Source organism: Scandinavium sp. (assembly GCF_032012665.1).
GTDB lineage: Bacteria > Pseudomonadota > Gammaproteobacteria > Enterobacterales > Enterobacteriaceae > Scandinavium.
In genome coordinates this window covers 15,531-32,286 of record NZ_DALZVG010000034.1, presented here as the reverse complement: position 1 = coordinate 32,286, position 16,756 = coordinate 15,531, and the positions used below count along the sequence as shown (strand labels likewise).

The 16,756-nt window shown below is 54.7% G+C and carries 17 protein-coding genes and 1 pseudogene; 12 read left to right on the top strand and 6 right to left on the bottom strand.

Features of this window, described 5'->3' with window-relative positions; genetic code table 11:
* The 7 genes and pseudogenes from RTU33_RS19965 to gstA form a co-directional block, all read left to right on the top strand.
* Positions 1-284 (top strand): annotated as a pseudogene (locus RTU33_RS19965) (electron transport complex subunit RsxC); the annotation flags it as partial.
* The gene (gene rsxD, locus RTU33_RS19960) at positions 285-1,337 is read left to right on the top strand and encodes an electron transport complex subunit RsxD (protein ID WP_312629710.1); all 1,053 of its coding nucleotides are present in this window, start codon (positions 285-287) and stop codon (positions 1,335-1,337) included.
* A gap of 8 nt (positions 1,338-1,345) precedes the next feature.
* Positions 1,346-1,966 (top strand): electron transport complex subunit RsxG, encoded by a 621-nt coding sequence (rsxG, locus tag RTU33_RS19955; RefSeq protein WP_312629708.1) that lies wholly within the window; start codon positions 1,346-1,348, stop codon positions 1,964-1,966.
* Between the two features lie 3 nt (positions 1,967-1,969).
* A complete protein-coding gene (locus RTU33_RS19950; protein ID WP_312629706.1) occupies positions 1,970-2,674 on the top strand; it encodes an electron transport complex subunit E in 705 nt (234 codons plus the stop codon).
* Entirely contained in the window at positions 2,674-3,309 is a 636-nt protein-coding gene (gene nth, locus RTU33_RS19945; RefSeq protein WP_312629705.1) for an endonuclease III, read from the top strand. The genes RTU33_RS19950 and nth overlap by 1 nt, the downstream gene beginning before the upstream one ends.
* Before the next feature lie 575 nt (positions 3,310-3,884).
* Positions 3,885-5,396: a dipeptide/tripeptide permease DtpA gene (dtpA, locus tag RTU33_RS19940; RefSeq protein WP_312629704.1), complete on the top strand. Its 1,512-nt coding sequence runs from the start codon at positions 3,885-3,887 to the stop codon at positions 5,394-5,396.
* 139 nt (positions 5,397-5,535) lie between these two features.
* Entirely contained in the window at positions 5,536-6,141 is a 606-nt protein-coding gene (gstA, locus tag RTU33_RS19935) for a glutathione transferase GstA (protein WP_312629702.1), read from the top strand.
* Positions 6,142-6,279: 138 nt separating this feature from the next.
* Here gstA and tyrS read toward each other — a convergent pair whose 3' ends face one another.
* The 4 genes from tyrS to anmK all read right to left on the bottom strand — a co-directional run bounded on the left by tyrS (position 6,280) and on the right by anmK (position 9,944).
* Positions 6,280-7,554 carry a tyrosine--tRNA ligase gene (gene tyrS, locus RTU33_RS19930; RefSeq protein ID WP_312629700.1) on the bottom strand — a complete coding sequence of 425 codons (1,275 nt, stop codon included), beginning with the start codon at positions 7,552-7,554 and terminating at the stop codon, positions 6,280-6,282.
* Between the two features lie 125 nt (positions 7,555-7,679).
* Entirely contained in the window at positions 7,680-8,336 is a 657-nt protein-coding gene (gene pdxH / locus RTU33_RS19925; protein WP_312629698.1) for a pyridoxamine 5'-phosphate oxidase, read from the bottom strand.
* Between the two features lie 56 nt (positions 8,337-8,392).
* Positions 8,393-8,728 carry a C-type lysozyme inhibitor gene (mliC, locus tag RTU33_RS19920; protein ID WP_312629696.1) on the bottom strand — a complete coding sequence of 112 codons (336 nt, stop codon included), beginning with the start codon at positions 8,726-8,728 and terminating at the stop codon, positions 8,393-8,395.
* Between the two features lie 91 nt (positions 8,729-8,819).
* A complete protein-coding gene (gene anmK, locus RTU33_RS19915) occupies positions 8,820-9,944 on the bottom strand; it encodes an anhydro-N-acetylmuramic acid kinase (protein WP_312629694.1) in 1,125 nt (374 codons plus the stop codon).
* A gap of 279 nt (positions 9,945-10,223) precedes the next feature.
* Here anmK and slyB point away from each other — a divergent pair, with 279 nt between their 5' ends.
* Both slyB and RTU33_RS19905 read left to right on the top strand, forming a co-directional pair.
* Entirely contained in the window at positions 10,224-10,691 is a 468-nt protein-coding gene (gene slyB / locus RTU33_RS19910) for an outer membrane lipoprotein SlyB (RefSeq protein ID WP_312629692.1), read from the top strand.
* 241 nt (positions 10,692-10,932) lie between these two features.
* Positions 10,933-12,300, top strand: a complete 1,368-nt coding sequence (locus RTU33_RS19905; protein ID WP_409438266.1) for an MASE4 domain-containing protein — start codon at positions 10,933-10,935, stop codon at positions 12,298-12,300.
* Between the two features lie 49 nt (positions 12,301-12,349).
* Here RTU33_RS19905 and slyA read toward each other — a convergent pair whose 3' ends face one another.
* Positions 12,350-12,790: a transcriptional regulator SlyA gene (gene slyA / locus RTU33_RS19900; RefSeq protein WP_312629688.1), complete on the bottom strand. Its 441-nt coding sequence runs from the start codon at positions 12,788-12,790 to the stop codon at positions 12,350-12,352.
* A gap of 178 nt (positions 12,791-12,968) precedes the next feature.
* On the opposite strand from slyA, the gene RTU33_RS19895 reads away from it, so the two are divergent.
* Genes RTU33_RS19895 through RTU33_RS19885 form a run of 3 tightly spaced genes read left to right on the top strand, consistent with a single transcriptional unit; the run spans position 12,969 to position 16,177 of the window.
* Positions 12,969-13,205 (top strand): DUF1656 domain-containing protein, encoded by a 237-nt coding sequence (locus tag RTU33_RS19895; RefSeq protein WP_312629686.1) that lies wholly within the window; start codon positions 12,969-12,971, stop codon positions 13,203-13,205.
* A 9-nt stretch (positions 13,206-13,214) separates the two neighbouring features.
* On the top strand, positions 13,215-14,153 hold the full coding sequence (locus tag RTU33_RS19890; RefSeq protein WP_312629684.1) for an HlyD family secretion protein: 939 nt from the start codon (positions 13,215-13,217) through the stop codon (positions 14,151-14,153).
* Positions 14,153-16,177, top strand: a complete 2,025-nt coding sequence (locus RTU33_RS19885; RefSeq protein ID WP_312629682.1) for an FUSC family protein — start codon at positions 14,153-14,155, stop codon at positions 16,175-16,177. The genes RTU33_RS19890 and RTU33_RS19885 overlap by 1 nt, the downstream gene beginning before the upstream one ends.
* Here RTU33_RS19885 and sodC read toward each other — a convergent pair.
* Positions 16,170-16,691 (bottom strand): superoxide dismutase [Cu-Zn] SodC, encoded by a 522-nt coding sequence (sodC, locus tag RTU33_RS19880; RefSeq protein WP_312629680.1) that lies wholly within the window; start codon positions 16,689-16,691, stop codon positions 16,170-16,172. The genes RTU33_RS19885 and sodC overlap by 8 nt on opposite strands.
* Positions 16,692-16,756 lie beyond the last annotated feature (65 nt).

Genomic DNA, 16,756 nt, shown 5'->3' with positions numbered 1-16,756 from the left:
AAACCGTTGACCCGCGTAAAGCCGCCGTTGAAGCAGCTATCGCCCGCGCCAAAGCCCGCAAGGCTGAACAGCAGGCAACAGCCGAGCCTGTCGCGGAAACCGTTGACCCGCGTAAAGCCGCCGTTGAAGCAGCTATCGCCCGCGCCAAAGCGCGCAAGGCCGAACAACAGGCGGCAAATGAATCTGTCGATGAAGCTATTGACCCGCGCAAAGCCGCCGTTGAAGCGGCTATCGCACGCGCAAAGGCGCGTAAAGCAGAAAAACAGGCAGTGAACGAGGAATAAATGGTTTTTAAAATCGCAAGCTCCCCTTATACCCATAACCATCGCCAGACCTCGCGAATTATGCTGCTGGTGCTGCTGGCGGCTATTCCAGGCATCGCTGTACAGACCTGGTTTTTCGGCTGGGGCACGCTGATTCAGCTCCTGCTGGCAAGCGTGACGGCCTGGGGCGCCGAAGCGGCTATTTTGCGTCTGCGTAAGCAGAGTATCGGGCAAACGCTTAGCGATAACTCGGCTCTGCTGACCGGCCTGCTGCTGGCGATCAGTATTCCTTCTACCGCCCCCTGGTGGATGATTGTGCTCGGCACGGCGTTCGCGGTAATCATAGCCAAACAGCTTTACGGCGGCCTCGGTCACAATCCCTTTAACCCGGCAATGATCGGCTACGTCGTGCTGCTGATCTCCTTCCCGGTGCAGATGACTTCCTGGCTGCCGCCGCAGGCGATCGCAGCAAATACGCCAGGCTTTATGGACGTCGTGCAGATAATTTTCAGCGGCCACACGGCAGCAGGTGCCGATATCAATACCCTGCGCATGGGCGTTGACGGCATCAGCCAGGCGACGCCGCTCGACAACTTCAAAACGTCTCTGCATGCGGGTCACAGCGTGAATGAGATCCTCAACGGAGCCATTTACCGTGGCGCGCTGGCGGGCATTGGCTGGCAGTGGGTGAACGTGGCATACCTGCTGGGTGGTCTGTTCCTGATCTGGCAGCGAACCATTCGCTGGCACATTCCGGTGAGTTTCCTGCTGACGCTGGCGATTTGCTCTACGCTCGGCTGGATCTTCTCCCCGGAGAGCCTGGCTTCTCCGCAGATGCATATGCTGTCCGGCGCCACCATGCTGGGCGCCTTCTTCATTCTGACCGACCCGGTGACGGCCTCGACGACCAACCGTGGGCGCCTGGTATACGGTGCGCTGGCGGGCCTGCTGGTGTGGCTGATTCGCAGCTTTGGCGGCTATCCGGACGGCGTGGCCTTCGCCACCCTGCTCGCCAATATCACCGTTCCGCTGATTGACTACTACACGCGCCCACGCGTTTACGGACACCGCTGAGACCGACCATGCTGACAACGATTCGCAAACACGGCATCACGCTGGCTCTCTTCGCCGCCGGCGCTACCGGAACGACTGCCATCATCAACCAGATGACCAAAAACACCATTGACAGCCAGGCGGCAAAGCAGCAGATGGCGCTGTTCGACCAGGTCATTGTGCCGGGTAGCTATAATAACGATCTGCTGAAAAGCTGTTACCTGCTGAACGATCCGGCGCTCGGTAAAGGCACCCATAAAGTCTATATTGCGCGTAAAGACGACGCACCGGTTGCGGTCGTAATGGAAGCCACGGCACCCGACGGTTATTCCGGCGCAATTCAACTGCTGGTCGGGGCTGATTTCAACGGCACCGTGCTCGGTACACGTGTAACGGAACATCACGAAACGCCGGGCCTGGGTGATAAAATTGAGATGAAGCACGGCGACTGGATCACGCGTTTTGCCGGGAAAATCATTCACGGCACAGACGACAGCCATTGGGCGGTGAAAAAAGACGGCGGTGATTTTGATCAGTTTACCGGTGCGACCATCACGCCGCGCGCGGTGGTTAACGCGGTGAAACGTGCAGGCCTGTTTGCGCAGACTTTACCGGCACAGATAAACGAACTCCCCCCTTGTGAAGAGTAAATCATGAGCGAAATTAAAGACGTCATCGTCCAGGGATTATGGAAAAACAACTCCTCGCTGGTACAGCTTTTGGGCCTTTGCCCGCTACTGGCGGTCACATCTACTGCTACCAATGCGCTCGGGTTGGGACTGGCGACCACCCTGGTGCTGACCCTGACCAACCTGTTTATCTCCCTGCTGCGTAAGTGGACGCCGCCGGAGATCCGCATTCCCATTTACGTGATGATCATTGCCTCGGTGGTGAGCTCAGTGCAGATGCTGATTAACGCCTATGCCTTTGGGCTCTATCAGTCACTCGGCATTTTTATTCCGCTTATCGTGACCAACTGTATCGTGGTAGGACGTGCGGAAGCCTTCGCCGCCAAAAAAGGCCCTATGCTTTCGGCGCTGGATGGTTTTTCCATCGGCCTGGGAGCAACCTGCGCGATGTTCGTGCTGGGATCCCTGCGCGAAATTTTAGGTAACGGCACGCTGTTTGACGGCGCCGACGGCCTGCTGGGCGGCTGGGCCAAAGCGCTGAGAATCGAAGTGTTCCATACCGATACGCCGTTCCTGCTGGCGATGCTGCCGCCGGGCGCATTTATCGGCCTTGGCATGCTGCTGGCGATCAAATACCTTATCGATCAGCGCGCGAAGCAGAAAGCCAGCACCGTGCGTAACCATTGTGAAGTGACACCGGACGTGAAAACCACCACAGGGAAAGCCTGATGAATAAAGAGAAGCGTCATGAAATCCTGACCCGATTGCGTGACAACAATCCGCATCCCACAACCGAACTGAATTTCTCCACGCCTTTTGAACTGCTGATTGCCGTCCTGCTTTCGGCCCAGGCCACAGACGTCAGCGTTAACAAAGCGACCGCGAAGCTCTATCCGGTAGCGAATACGCCGGAAGCGATGCTGGCACTCGGCGTAGACGGCGTAAAGGAATACATCAAAACCATCGGCCTGTTTAACAGCAAGGCTGAGAACGTGATTAAAACCTGCCGCATTTTGATTGAACAGCACGGAAGCATGGTCCCGGAAGACAGAGCCGCGCTGGAAGCCCTGCCCGGCGTCGGGCGCAAAACGGCAAACGTGGTGCTGAACACCGCCTTCGGCTGGCCAACGATTGCCGTTGATACCCACATTTTCCGCGTCTGTAACCGCACCAACTTTGCGCCAGGGAAAAACGTTGAGCAGGTGGAAGAAAAGCTACTGAAGGTCGTTCCTGCCGAATTCAAAGTGGACTGCCATCACTGGTTGATCCTGCACGGCCGCTACACCTGCATCGCCCGCAAGCCACGCTGCGGCTCCTGCCTGATTGAAGATCTGTGTGAATTTAAAGAGAAAGTCGATTTCTGACTGCTTTAACGCCGTGTCGCAATCCGGCGTTTCTCCCCTGCATTTACCCCATACCTCCCTGCAATGATAACGAATAATCCGGTGGTTAATCGTCCGGACAGGTTAATCGTTTTTTTCTCAGCTGAATTTTCTATACAAATGTGATCTGGATCACCACGATAACATCAGGTTACTTATTTGTTATCAAATCGCAGCCAAGCCTTTGCTGATGCAGGGGTTAGTCGTTTTTTAACCAGACATATCACCACTATTTTTAGGATTAATGGCCTATATAACTACACCACAGGCAAAACAGCAGAACATATCGCCACAAGGCGAAGAAACGGGCTCGCTTTTAGTGAAAAAATCTGGATGGAGCGAAACGGCAAAGTTAAACACTAAATAACATTTGTATGAACGGACGATTATAACGCCTCCGTTATGTGTAACAGAGTATTACAAACCCCTTGTGCGATCGCCCCGGATAGTGAACATTACCTGCCGTTTTCCCCTCCAAGAATAACTATAAGGCGGATGTCGAAACGAACGTCACGCCCACCACCCCCGTTAATATGGGATGTAAAAAAGAGGTATAAGTGTCTACTGCAAACAATAAACCAACAGACGAAAGCGTGAGTCTTAACGCTTTCAAACAGCCAAAAGCGTTCTACCTGATTTTCTCCATTGAACTTTGGGAACGTTTTGGCTTCTACGGCCTGCAAGGGATTATGGCCGTTTACCTGGTAAAACAACTGGGTATGTCAGAAGCGGACTCTATTACGCTGTTCTCCTCTTTCAGTGCTCTGGTCTATGGTCTGGTTGCCGTTGGCGGCTGGCTGGGCGATAAAGTCCTGGGTACCAAACGCGTTATCATGCTCGGTGCCGTCGTTCTGGCGATCGGTTATGCGCTGGTGGCTTTCTCCGGTCACGACGCGGCGGTGGTTTATATGGGTATGGCGACCATTGCGGTCGGTAACGGCCTGTTCAAAGCTAACCCGTCTTCCCTGCTCTCTACCTGCTACGATAAAAACGACCCGCGTCTGGACGGTGCATTCACCATGTACTACATGTCCGTGAACATCGGTTCCTTCTTCTCTATGCTGGCGACCCCGTGGCTTGCCGCGAAATACGGCTGGAGCACCGCGTTTGCCCTGAGCGTGGTCGGTATGCTGATCACCGTGGTGAACTTCGCGTTCTGCCAGAAATGGGTTAAGCAGTACGGTTCTAAACCTGACTTCGCACCGGTACACGTTGGCAAACTGCTGGCAACTATCGTCGGCGTTGTGGTGCTGGTCACCATCGCAACCTGGCTGCTGCATAACCAGGGCGTTGCTCGTGCGGTTCTGGGTGTTGTTGCTCTGGGTATCATCTGCATCTTCGCTAAAGAAGCCTTTGCGATGAAAGGCGCCGCGCGTCGTAAGATGATTGTAGCCTTCCTTCTGATGCTGGAAGCGATTGTCTTCTTCGTGCTCTACAGCCAGATGCCAACCTCTCTGAACTTCTTTGCTATCCGCAACGTTGAGCATTCTATTCTGGGTATCGCATTCGAGCCGGAGCAGTTCCAGGCCCTGAACCCGTTCTGGATCATGATTGGTAGCCCGATTCTGGCCGCTATCTACAACAAGATGGGCGACCGTCTGCCGATGCCGCACAAGTTTGCCGTCGGTATGGTGCTGTGCTCCGGTGCGTTCCTGGTTCTGCCGCTGGGCACCAAGTTCGCCACCGACGCGGGTATCGTTTCCGTTAACTGGCTGATTCTGAGCTATGCGCTGCAGTCTATCGGCGAGCTGATGATCTCCGGTCTGGGCCTGGCAATGGTCGCACAGCTGGTTCCACAGCGCCTGATGGGCTTCATCATGGGTAGCTGGTTCCTGACAACAGCGGGAGCCGCAATTATCGCAGGTAAAATCGCGAACCTGATGGCTGTTCCGGAAAACGTAACCGATCCGCTGATGTCCCTGAACGTCTACGGTGATGTGTTCCTGAAAATCGGTATCGCTACCGGCGTTATCGCGGTGCTGATGATGCTGACCGCACCGAAGCTGAACCGCATGACGCTCGACGATGATGCTGCTACCGCAAAAGCGCGCGAGACCGCAACGGCGTAAGCCTCATCCGGAAAACGAAAAATTCAGCCGCTGACACGTTCAGCGGCTTTTTTTTGTTCGCGCTAAATGCGATGAACCTTGTTTTTTACCTGTCGCCACATCAGGATAGAGAGCACATCTGTGTCCAAAGGAGTTCGTCATGAAATTGTTCTACAAGCCCGGTGCCTGTTCTCTCGCTTCTCACATCGCTTTGCGTGAAAGCGGCATGGACTTCTCGCTGGTAGGCGTTGATCTTGCGAAAAAGCAGCTGGAAAACGGGGAAGATTTTTGGCAGGTCAACCCAAAAGGTCAGGTGCCAGCCCTGCTGCTGGATGACAACACGCTGCTGACCGAGGGCGTGGCGATTATGCAGTATATCGCCGACACCAAAGCAGACCGCCAGCTGCTGGCCCCTGCGGGCAGCATTGCGCGCTATAAGACGCTGGAGTGGCTCAACTACATCGCGACAGAGCTGCACAAAGGCTTTACGCCGCTGTTCCGTCCTGATACTCCGGAAGACTTCAAACCGACCGTCCGCGCCCTGCTTGAGAAGAAACTGAGCTACGTGAACGACTCACTGCGCGACAACGAGTGGATTAGCGGAAATCGCTTTACCATTGCCGATGGTTACCTGTTTACCGTTCTGCGCTGGGCCCGTGCCGTTAAACTCGACATGAGCGGCCTGAAAAACATTGAAGCCTATATGGCACGCGTTGCCGCTCGCCCGGGCGTGACGGCGGCTTTGGCGGCTGAAGGGTTAAGCTGATCGTTTCAGACAGACGTAAAAAAGGCCGCTTATGCGGCCTTTTGTTTGGCTGGTTGCCTGACGGCGCTTCGCTTAGACAGGCCTACGAATATAACGCTTTTAGTAGGCCCGGTAAGCCCACGCTGCCGGGCTTCTGTATTATTTCCAGCACACCAGGCAGTAGTTTTTCTTACCGCGACGCAGCAGCGTGTAACGTCCGAAGAGGCGATCGCTGTCGGCGAAGGTGTATTCCGGGTCAGTCTGCTTTTCACCGTTGATGGTGACCGCGTTGGAGGCGATAGTTTTACGTGCCTGACCACGGGATGGCTGAAGTTCGGAATCCACCAGCGCCTGCATCAGGTCGGCACCTTTTTCCATTTCGACCATCGGCACACCGTCCTGCGCCAGCTGCTCGAAGTCCGCTTCGCTAAGGTCGCTCAGCGTACCGTTGAACAGGCTTGCGGTGATGCGTTTCGCTGCTTCCAGGCCTTCTTCGCCGTGAACCAGGCGCGTCACCTGCTCTGCCAGTACATACTGGGCACGCGGCGCTTTGCCGCTGTTTTTGTCTTCTTCTTCCAGGGCATTGATTTCAGCAATGTCCATGAAGGTGAAGAACTTCAGGAAGCGATACACGTCCGCATCTGCGGTGTTGATCCAGAACTGGTAGAATTTGTACGGGCTGGTTTTCTTCGGATCCAGCCATACCGCACCACCTTCGGTTTTGCCGAATTTGGTGCCGTCGGCTTTGGTGATCAGCGGCACGGTCAGGCCAAACACCTGATTCTGGTGCAGACGACGGGTCAGATCGATGCCGGAGGTGATGTTACCCCACTGGTCGGAGCCACCGATTTGCAGCGCCACGCCGTGCAGGTTATTCAGGCAGGCGAAGTCGTAGCCCTGCAGCAGGTTGTAGGAGAATTCGGTAAAGGAGATCCCCTGATCGTCACGGTTCAGACGCTGCTTCACCGCTTCCTTGTTGATCATCTGGTTAACGGAAAAGTGTTTACCGATGTCGCGCAGGAAGGTCAGCACGTTCATGCCACCGAACCAGTCGTAGTTGTTCGCCGCAATGGCGGAGTTGCTGCCGCAGTCGAAATCAAGGAAAGGCGCCACCTGCTTACGGATTTTCTCCACCCATTCCTGAACGGTGTCTTCGGTGTTCAGCTTACGCTCTGCGGCCTTGAAGCTTGGATCGCCGATAAGACCAGTAGCTCCACCGACCAGCGCCACAGGCTTGTGGCCCGCTTCCTGGAAGCGTTTCAGGCATAACAGGGGAACAAGATGCCCCAAATGCAAGCTGTCAGCGGTAGGATCGAAGCCGCAATAGAGCGCGATCGGGCCCTGCGCCAGTCGCTCTGCTAACGCATCCTCGTCCGTCACCTGAGCCACAAGGCCCCGCTCTTGCAATTGTTTAATCAAGTTACTGCTCGCCATCAAAGTCTCCATGTATAAAACAGACTGCACCTTAGCCGGTACACGACGTTTCGCCATTTGCGAAAGGCCCATAGAATAAAACGCCAGCCCGTGTTGTGCCAGCGCTTAACGCAACAAATATGGGATCACGGCGCGAGGCGGTCAATTTTCCAGGCGTCGCCTTCGCGCTGATACATAAATCGATCGTGCAGACGGTGTTCACCGCCCTGCCAGAACTCCATCGACTCAATGCTGATGCGGTATCCGCCCCAGAAGCTCGGCAGCGGCACTTCGCCCTGCTGGAACTTTTGCTTAAGCTCAAGGAATTTGCTTTCGAGGATCCCGCGCGCCGAAATACGGCTGGACTGCTTCGACACCCAGGCACCGATCTGGCTGTCGCGTGGGCGGCTGTGGAAGTATTTCACTACCTCAATTGTCGACAGACGCTCGGCTTTGCCGGTTACCATCACCTGACGCTCCAGCATATGCCAGGGGAACAGCAGGCTGATGCGCGGATTTTGTTCGAGATGATGCGCTTTACGGCTGCCCAGGTTGGTATAGAACACCAGCCCTTTTTCGTCGTAGTGCTTGAGCAGCACAATACGCTGATAAGGTTGACCGTTTTCGTCGACGGTGGCTACCACCATTGCAGTCGGATCGGCCAGCCTGGCCTCGCAGGCCTGGCCCAGCCAGCGCTCAAACAGCGCCAGAGGTTCAGCGGGAAGATCGCGGCGGCGCAGGCCGCCACGGGTATACTCACGGCGCAGATGCGCGATTTGCTGCAGATCGTCGTTGTCAGACATGGCGTTTTCGATGTTGTCTTCAGGTGGCGCTATTGTGCGCCGCCCTCAGTAAAATCTCAACGCTTCGGATTTTGCAACTGGCAGTTATTCAGTACGATACGGTCACGTTTGTAGACCGTCGCACTGTCGCCCTTCGACCAGAAGACATAGATACCGTCGGTGTATCGCGCACCGGAGGCAGAAATGCCCTGCGTCAGCGTTTGCTGCTGATTATCATAGATGAAACTCACCTGCTGGCGAGTGTTGTTCAGGTGAACGGTAAGCGGCTTTTCGTCACACTTATATTCGAGGGTATCTGTGTTCATTCGCTCCACAAACTGGCTGTAGTAGCTACATCCGGAGAGCATCAGGGGTAATATCAGCGTGACTGCAGCGAGGGGTATTTTTTTCATTGGCTTGCCTTAAGACTTTCCCGGTCCCGGAGGGCTGATGCCCTCCCATTACGCGGCTATTGTATCGGCAATGTGAAAACGACTCAGTCAGTTAACTCTGATTCTGCACCGGGTTGGCAGGGAAAATAGCGCCCAGTACCGTCGACTCGCTGGCGCCTGTTACGGAAGGTAAATTCCCCGGCAGGCCGTTCAGCGTACGCCAGGCAAGCCAGGCAAACGCCAGCCCTTCCATATCATCGCCGCTGACGCCTGCTTCGTCGGTTGTCGACACTTCCGTTCCCGGTAGCAGTCCTGCGAGACGCGCCATCAGCAGCGGATTACGGCTACCACCACCGCACACCAGTAAACGTTCGCAGCCGCCGCTCAGCAGCACCTGTTCGCTGATGGTTACGGCAGTGAGCTCCGTCAGTGTAGTCATCACGTCTTTAGCCGCCAGCCCTGGGTGCTTCGCCAGCTGGCGTTCCAGCCACCCATAGTTGAAATATTCACGCCCGGTGCTTTTCGGCGCCGGTAGTGCAAACCACGGATCGCTCAGCATCTCCTGGAGCAGCGGAAGGATCACCTTCCCTGAGCTTGCCCACTCGGCGTCTTTGTCGTAAGGCTTGCCGCACTGACGCCAAATCCAGGCATCCATCAGCATATTACCCGGCCCGGTATCGTGCCCTTTTACCGGCAGACCAGGACACAGCATGGACAGATTCGCGATGCCGCCGATATTCAGCACAATGCGCCGCTCCTGCGGGTCAGCAAGAAGCGCGTGGTGAAAGGCGGGCACCAGCGGCGCCCCCTGCCCGCCCAGCGCAATATCGCGGCGGCGGAAATCACCCACTACCGTGACGCCAGTACGAGCGGCAACAATGTTGTTGTCACCAATTTGCAGCGTATGCGGCGCCTCGCCGTCGGGCTCATGCCAGACCGTCTGACCGTGGCAGCCAATGGCTATCACGTCGCTTGCTTTAAGGTTTTCCTGTGCCATCAAAGCCAGCACGGCATCGGCGAACAAGTGGCCAAGGCGTGTGTCCAGTTGCCCATACTGCGACAGCGTCAGCTGCTGCCCCTGACAGATTGCCAGAATGGCTTCTTTCAGCGCAATGGGAATGGGGTACGACAGGCTGGCCTGTTGTGCAACCATGTTATCGTCCATTGCCGCCAGCACCACATCGACACCGTCAAGGCTGGTCCCCGACATCACACCTATATAGCGACCCGATTTCATACGCCTTCCTTAGTTCGTGACTGAGAGCCATCAATGAAACATAAACACTTTCTTAATGCCATGATCCAATAACAAAATTTCACAATTGGGCCTTCTGTCAGCGTCAATCAGGCGTCTGCGCCTGGTGGTGCAACGGTGGTTTAACCTTGGTTAAGCACAAAGCGTGTACAATTTTAAACAGATCATCGCAGAACATATGATCTGCGACGCAGAATTGCCATATAATTGCGGTGTACGGATGCTCTCAAGAGCGTTTCTTGGTGAACAGGAGATTCATAAATGATGTTACGTGTTTTGGCCGTTTCAATGATTGGTTTCACGCTTGCAGGTTGTGTCAGCAGCAGCGGCCTCTCCGGGGACGTGTATTCTGCATCCGAAGCCAAGCAGGTTCAGAATGTCACCTACGGGACGATTGTCCACACGCGTCCGGTGCAAATTCAGGGCGGTGATGATTCTAACGTCATCGGCGCAATTGGCGGTGCGGTACTGGGTGGCTTCCTCGGTAATACCATCGGGGGCGGTACAGGCCGGTCACTGGCAACCGCAGCGGGTGCTGTAGCAGGCGGCGTCGCGGGCCAGGGTGTCCAGGGGGCGGTGAACAAAACCCAGGGCGTTGAGCTGGAAATCCGCAAAGACGATGGCAACACCATCATGGTTGTGCAGAAACAGGGCGATACCCGTTTCTCCGCAGGCCAGCGCGTCGTGATGGCAAGCAATGGCAGCCAGGTGACCGTTTCACCACGCTAATTATCCGGCGTGTGGCGTATAGCCACACGCTTTTATTTACCTCCACGCATCTCATCTTCTTTTATTCACATTTTCTGCATCAAACTTACACTACGACATATAACTTATTATTTTTCTGAAAGCAGACTTGCGCCTGCGCAATATTTACCTCTCGTGAATATTTTACACTTCATCTGTTCCAGGCCGATGCCTGCTTTTATTGGTGCTGCTCTTTGCAATACCGCACGTTGAGATTTTTAATATGCTTGGCAATAAATCCTTCCCGTTTAGGCGGTTAATGGTTTTCTTTGGCGCAACCCTTTTCCTTATCGGTTTATTACATCTTATTTCAAGCCAGGTCATTTATCGTATTCCTACGATGACTCCGGCACTTTTCCCGGTGATGACCATTTTCCTGATGGTGTTCCACATTCTCATTGCCAGCTTTATGCTGATGAAATACCTGTGCGATAAGCACCGTTTATACCTGATGGCGATTGCCTGCGCCTTTGGCGGCTCGTCGGTGCTGATGCTCGGCACCCTCAGCAGCTACGCTGACTGGCTGCTCTGCGCATCCGTTTCAAGCGTGAATGTCAATGACGCCCTCATCTATTATTTTTTCCGTAACGTCATGATGGCAATATTGTTCACCACTTCAACATTTCTGTACAAATATCGCCATAGTGATATTCATACTCGCCGTAATCATATCCTTATTCTTACCGGACTTATCGGCTTTACCGTCATAACGTTGATTTTTTCCTGGTTATATTCAAGTCGTTCAGAGGGAATGAGTCTTGAACTTGTTGATAAATTGACTAAAATATTTACACCGCTATGGCATAACTATCTGACTGGCGGAATGGTTGCGCTTTGGTGTTTGACGTTAATCATTATGTTGGCGATGACCCGCCTGCGAAATATTTTCTGGTACAGCGGCTATCTGTTTTGCACGTTTTATATATTCATGCTCTTCCTGCTGCTGCCTGCCGTCTCCACTGAAGGATATTCCTGGTATCAGTCGCGTCTGTTTGAAACAACCGCAACGCTGTTCCTTATTTTTGTTCTGCTCTGCGACGTATTTACTTTGTATAAAGAATCTAACAGCAAGTATGAAGACTCTTACCAAAACTCCATCCGTGACCCGATGACGCGCCTGTTTAATCGCAGCTTCTTCTATGACAGCCTGAAGCGCCATATGGCTGAAGTTTCACAGGAAAAGCCTGTGTCGGTTATCGTCTGCGATCTGGACCACTTCAAGCGCATCAATGACAACTATGGCCACCTGCAGGGAGATAAGGTGATTCAGTTTGTCGCTGGAATTTTACAGGATACAACCCGGAAACAGGACGTTGCGGCCCGTATCGGCGGTGAAGAGTTTGCCCTGCTGCTGACGGACACCGATACCAGTGACGCACTGCAAATTGCCGAGCGGATCCGTCAGACGGTCTATCAGCATGATGAAGTAAGCAGCAACGGCCATCTTCCGGAGAAAATCACTATCAGCATGGGTCTGTTTACTGCCACACAAAAAGAAGCTGAACAGGAGGTTTGCGTTCAGCGCGCAGATGAAGCGATGTATCAGGCAAAAGAACAGGGCCGCAACCGGGTGGTTGTCTGGCTGAATTAAGAAAAAAGGCCCTGCTGTGCAGGGCCTTGTGTATTCGATGAGCTGGCGCTTAATCTCTGGCCTGTAGCTCATTGATGTTCTGCTCCAGCTTACGAATGAGCCCAAGCAGAAGGTCGAGCTCTTCAGGCGAAATCCCGGAAAGAATTTCTCCCCGCGTTTTACGGATCACCGCTTCCATATCTTCAATCAGCGGCTCGGCTTTCTCCGTCAGCTTGATACGTTTGGCACGGCGGTCATTAGCGCAGGTTTGACGCGAAATCAGACCTTTCTCTTCCAGCTGATCCAGCGTACGAACCAGAGAAGGCTGCTCAATGCCGATAGCCTTAGCCAGTTGAATTTGCGACTGTTCTGGCGGTAGCTGATGAATATTATGCAGCGTGACCCAGTGCGTCTGCGTTAATTCCAGAGGTTTCAGGCGATGGTCAATCAGAGCACGCCAAATGCGCACCAGTCGTGCCAGATCAGAACCCAGTGGCGATTCCAATTTCATCTCCTTATAATTAGCTTGCTAAGTTATTATACTGATTTTAGACTAGTGTGCAGCATTTAAATGACCAAAACAAATGTATCGCCTCATCCGCAGGCTGACACAATGATTTACACTGTTTACTATTCCGACCTGTCACCACAGGTTTGCGGTAATGGCACATTTGCAAAGGATTTTGTTCGTGGAGCTAACCTTTAACACACCCGGATTCCCGCTACAGGATTTAATCGTCGGCGCGTCCATCTATTTCCCTCCCTTGTTTAAAGCGGTGCTGCTCGGTTTCCCGATCTGGCTTATCGCCCATCGGCTGCTGCGCGACTGGATGTACGCAGGTGACGTCTGGCATCCGCTCTTAATGGATCTCTCCCTGTTCGCGCTGGCGGTTTGCACGGCGCTGATGCTGATCGTTGCGTGGTAAAATAACCTGATGAAAAAACTAAAATATTTCTCCACGCTCCTCGTTGCGGCGCTGGCTCTGATTGCCGTCTGGCTGGTCTGGAACTACTACATGCAATCGCCCTGGACGCGCGACGGGAAAATTCGCGCCGAGCAGGTCAGCATCACGCCGCAGATTTCCGGCAGCATTACCGAGCTGAACGTGCGCGATAACCAGCAGGTCAAAGCTGGCGATGTGCTGTTCAGACTGGATGCCACCCCCTTCCGCATTGCGGTGATGAACGCGAAAGCGCAGCAGGCTAAAGCGGTGTCGGATATGGCAAAAGCGCAGGCCGATCGGGACAAAGCACTGGCGGATATGGCGAAGGCTCGTCACGAAGCGGATCGCCGCCGTGATCTGCCGAAAAACTTCATTTCTGCAGAAGATCTCGATACGGTGAACATTGCGCTGCAAACGGCAAAAGCCAATGCTGAGGCCGCCGCAGCCAGCGTCGCCGCCGCGAAAGCCAGTGCGGATGCAGCCAGCGCAGAGCTTGAACATGCCAACTGGCAACTCTCACAAACCGACGTCAAGGCACCTGTGGACGGCTGGGTCACCAATATGTCCACCCGAACGGGGGATTACGCCTCCGTTGGCCGCCCTGTCTTTGCGTTGATCGACAGCCACTCGTTTTACGTGCTCGGTTATTTTGAGGAAACAAAACTGCGCCATATCCAGCCTGGCGTACCGGCAAACGTCACGCTTTACAGCAACGGACAAACGTTACAGGGTCACGTAGCCAGCATTGGCCGGGCAATTACTGATCAAAGCGTTGGCGCTGACGGCAGCCTCGTGGCTGACGTCAAACCCACCATTCCGTGGGTAAGGCTGGCGCAGCGCGTACCGGTGCGCATTGAGTTCGATAAGCTGCCTCAGGATATTGTTCTGGTTTCCGGCACCACCTGTACCGTCTCACTCGGCGGTGAGTAATGAATTTTCCGGCGTTCTCCTGGCAATCACTCCCCTGGGTAAAAGCAACGCGCCCACAGTGGCGCTACGCCCTGCGCAACGGCATTGCGATGTGCCTGGCCCTGAGCTTTGCCTACTATATCAATCTCGATCAGCCCTACTGGGCGATGACCTCTGCTGCCGTCGTCAGCTTTCCGACCGTCGGCGGGGTAATCAGTAAAAGTCTTGGCCGCATCGCCGGAAGTCTGCTTGGCGCCTGCGCCGCCATTCTGATTGCCGGTCATACCCTGACCGATCCGTGGCTGTTCCTCTTAGGCCTGTCAGCGTGGATTGCGTTCTGCACCTGGACCTGCGCGATGTACATGAATAATGTCGCCTACGCCTTCCAGCTTGCGGGATATACCTGCGCGATCATCGCGTTTCCCATGGTCAACGTGGTAGATGCCACCCATATCTGGGACATTGCTCAGGCCCGCGTATGCGAGGTCATACTTGGGATTCTGTGCGGCGCGATGATGATGATGATCATGCCCAGCACCTCCGACGGGACGGCGCTGCTGACGGCGCTGAAAAAAATGCACGCCCGCATTCTCGAACATGCCAGCCTGCTGTGGCAGCCGGAAAACAGCGATGCCGTTCGCACCGCCCATGAAAGCATGATCGGCCAAATTCTGACGATGAACCTGCTGCGCATTCAGGCCTTCTGGAGCCACTATCGCTTTCGTCGTCAGAACAGCCTGCTGAACGCGCTCCTTCACCAGCAGCTCCGTCTGACCAGCGTGATTTCCAGCCTTCGTCGTATGCTGGTCAACTGGCCCGATTCTCCGAAGAACATCCGCGAGGTCCTTGAGAACCTGTTTGTCGAACTGGCGCGCCCCAACGCGGATGCTTACACGGTGGCACGGATCATTGCTCCGCTGGCACCGCACGACCCTCAGGATTTCCGCCATCGTGCATTCTGGCAAAGGCTGCGTTATTTTTGCCGTATCTATCTGAGCACCAACCGCTGGATCCTGCGGCTGGAAAACGCCTCGGCCATCACTGAATTTGACGTACCGGCAGCGCCTGCGCTCGCCCGCCGGACCGACCACGCCGAAGCGCTATGGAATGGTATTCGCACCTTTTGTGCGCTGGTTGCCGTAGGCGCATGGGCCATCAATACGCAGTGGTCTTCAGGTCCGGCCGCGCTGACGCTGGCGGCCATCTGCTGCGTCCTGTACTCCGTTTCACCTTCGCCCTTCAACTCGCTGACGTTGCTGTTGCGCACCCTGCTGTGGCTTTCGCTGTTCAGCTTTGCGGTGAAGTTTGGCCTGATGGTTCAGATAAGCGATCTGTGGCAGTTCCTGCTGTTTCTGTTCCCCCTCATCATTACGATGCAGCTGTTCAAGTTACAGATGCCGAAATATGCGGGGCTGTGGGGGCAACTGATTGTATTTATGGGGTCGTTTATCTCAGTGACGAATCCGCCAGTCTATGATTTCGGTGGTTTTCTGAACGACAATCTGGCAAAAATTATCGGCGTAGGTATGGCGTGGCTGGCTTTCGCCGTGCTGAAACCGGGCTCGGATGCGCGTAAAAGCCGCCGACACATCCGAGCGTTACGGCGTCACTTTGTCGATCAGCTCAGCCGCCATCCGCAGCACAGCGAGCACGAATTTGAATCGCTGGTTTATCACTACATCAGTCAACTCAGCAACAGCCAGGACCTCCTCGCCCGCCGCTGGCTACTGCGCTGGGGCGTGGTGCTGCTGAACTGTTCCCATGTTGTCTGGCAGCTTCGCGACTGGGAAACACGTTCCGACCCGCTGGTTCAGGTGAGGGATCTGTGTATCAGCCTGCTGCGGGATGTGATGAGCGAGCGTGGCGTCCAGCAGCGCCCACTGGCCTCTGCGCTGACGGAACTACAGCGAATTTATGAAACGCTCGGCCACCACCACCAGCCCGCAGCTCGCGAACTGGCGTCGATTGTCTGGCGCCTGTACTGTTCGTTACTCCAGCTGGAACAGGCTCCGCCGGAAGGCACGCTCGTAGAAAGCGCTACCTGATAACGCCGCAGGCATAGCGTGCGCCTCCACCGCCCAGCGGTTTGGGTTGATCGGACATATTATCGCCACCAACGTGGATCATTAGCGCTTTGCCTTTGATTTCATCCAGTTTTTTCAGGCGAGGAGCAAGAACCGGCTGAGTAGCCTTACCGTCATTGTTGACCACCAGCACCGGCAAATCGCCGAGATGCCCCATGCCGTTTGGTCCTTCATGCTTACCCGAATGGTCGGGATCCAGATGCCCGCCTGCCGCTTCGGCAGCGCTGGCTTTACCCTCTTTCATTGCGGGTTGACAGCTCCCTTTGGCGTGAACGTGAAAACCATGTTCTCCCGGCGGCAAGGCTTTGAGGTCGGGCGCAAATTCCAGCCCTTTATCCGTCTCGGTAATTTTCACCTCGCCAATGGATTGCCCAACGCCCTGGGAAGTGACCAGATTCATCTCCACATCCGTACTGGCCGCGTACGCGCCCGTGGAAATGACCATCGCAATTAACGTGAGAGTGACTCGTTGCATAGAACCTCCAAAAAGAAAGTGTCCCTGATAAGTCTATACCAGGGACACTTTTTTGGACGGAACCA

Coding starts and splice junctions, on each gene's coding strand:
- rsxD (WP_312629710.1), top strand. CDS start 285: ATGGTTTTTAAAATCGCAAGCTCCCCTTATACCCATAACCATCGCCAG.
- rsxG (WP_312629708.1), top strand. CDS start 1,346: ATGCTGACAACGATTCGCAAACACGGCATCACGCTGGCTCTCTTCGCC.
- RTU33_RS19950 (WP_312629706.1), top strand. CDS start 1,970: ATGAGCGAAATTAAAGACGTCATCGTCCAGGGATTATGGAAAAACAAC.
- nth (WP_312629705.1), top strand. CDS start 2,674: ATGAATAAAGAGAAGCGTCATGAAATCCTGACCCGATTGCGTGACAAC.
- gstA (WP_312629702.1), top strand. CDS start 5,536: ATGAAATTGTTCTACAAGCCCGGTGCCTGTTCTCTCGCTTCTCACATC.
- tyrS (WP_312629700.1), bottom strand. CDS start 7,554: ATGGCGAGCAGTAACTTGATTAAACAATTGCAAGAGCGGGGCCTTGTG.
- pdxH (WP_312629698.1), bottom strand. CDS start 8,336: ATGTCTGACAACGACGATCTGCAGCAAATCGCGCATCTGCGCCGTGAG.
- mliC (WP_312629696.1), bottom strand. CDS start 8,728: ATGAAAAAAATACCCCTCGCTGCAGTCACGCTGATATTACCCCTGATG.
- anmK (WP_312629694.1), bottom strand. CDS start 9,944: ATGAAATCGGGTCGCTATATAGGTGTGATGTCGGGGACCAGCCTTGAC.
- slyB (WP_312629692.1), top strand. CDS start 10,224: ATGATGTTACGTGTTTTGGCCGTTTCAATGATTGGTTTCACGCTTGCA.
- RTU33_RS19905 (WP_409438266.1), top strand. CDS start 10,933: ATGCTTGGCAATAAATCCTTCCCGTTTAGGCGGTTAATGGTTTTCTTT.
- slyA (WP_312629688.1), bottom strand. CDS start 12,790: ATGAAATTGGAATCGCCACTGGGTTCTGATCTGGCACGACTGGTGCGC.
- RTU33_RS19890 (WP_312629684.1), top strand. CDS start 13,215: ATGAAAAAACTAAAATATTTCTCCACGCTCCTCGTTGCGGCGCTGGCT.
- RTU33_RS19885 (WP_312629682.1), top strand. CDS start 14,153: ATGAATTTTCCGGCGTTCTCCTGGCAATCACTCCCCTGGGTAAAAGCA.
- sodC (WP_312629680.1), bottom strand. CDS start 16,691: ATGCAACGAGTCACTCTCACGTTAATTGCGATGGTCATTTCCACGGGC.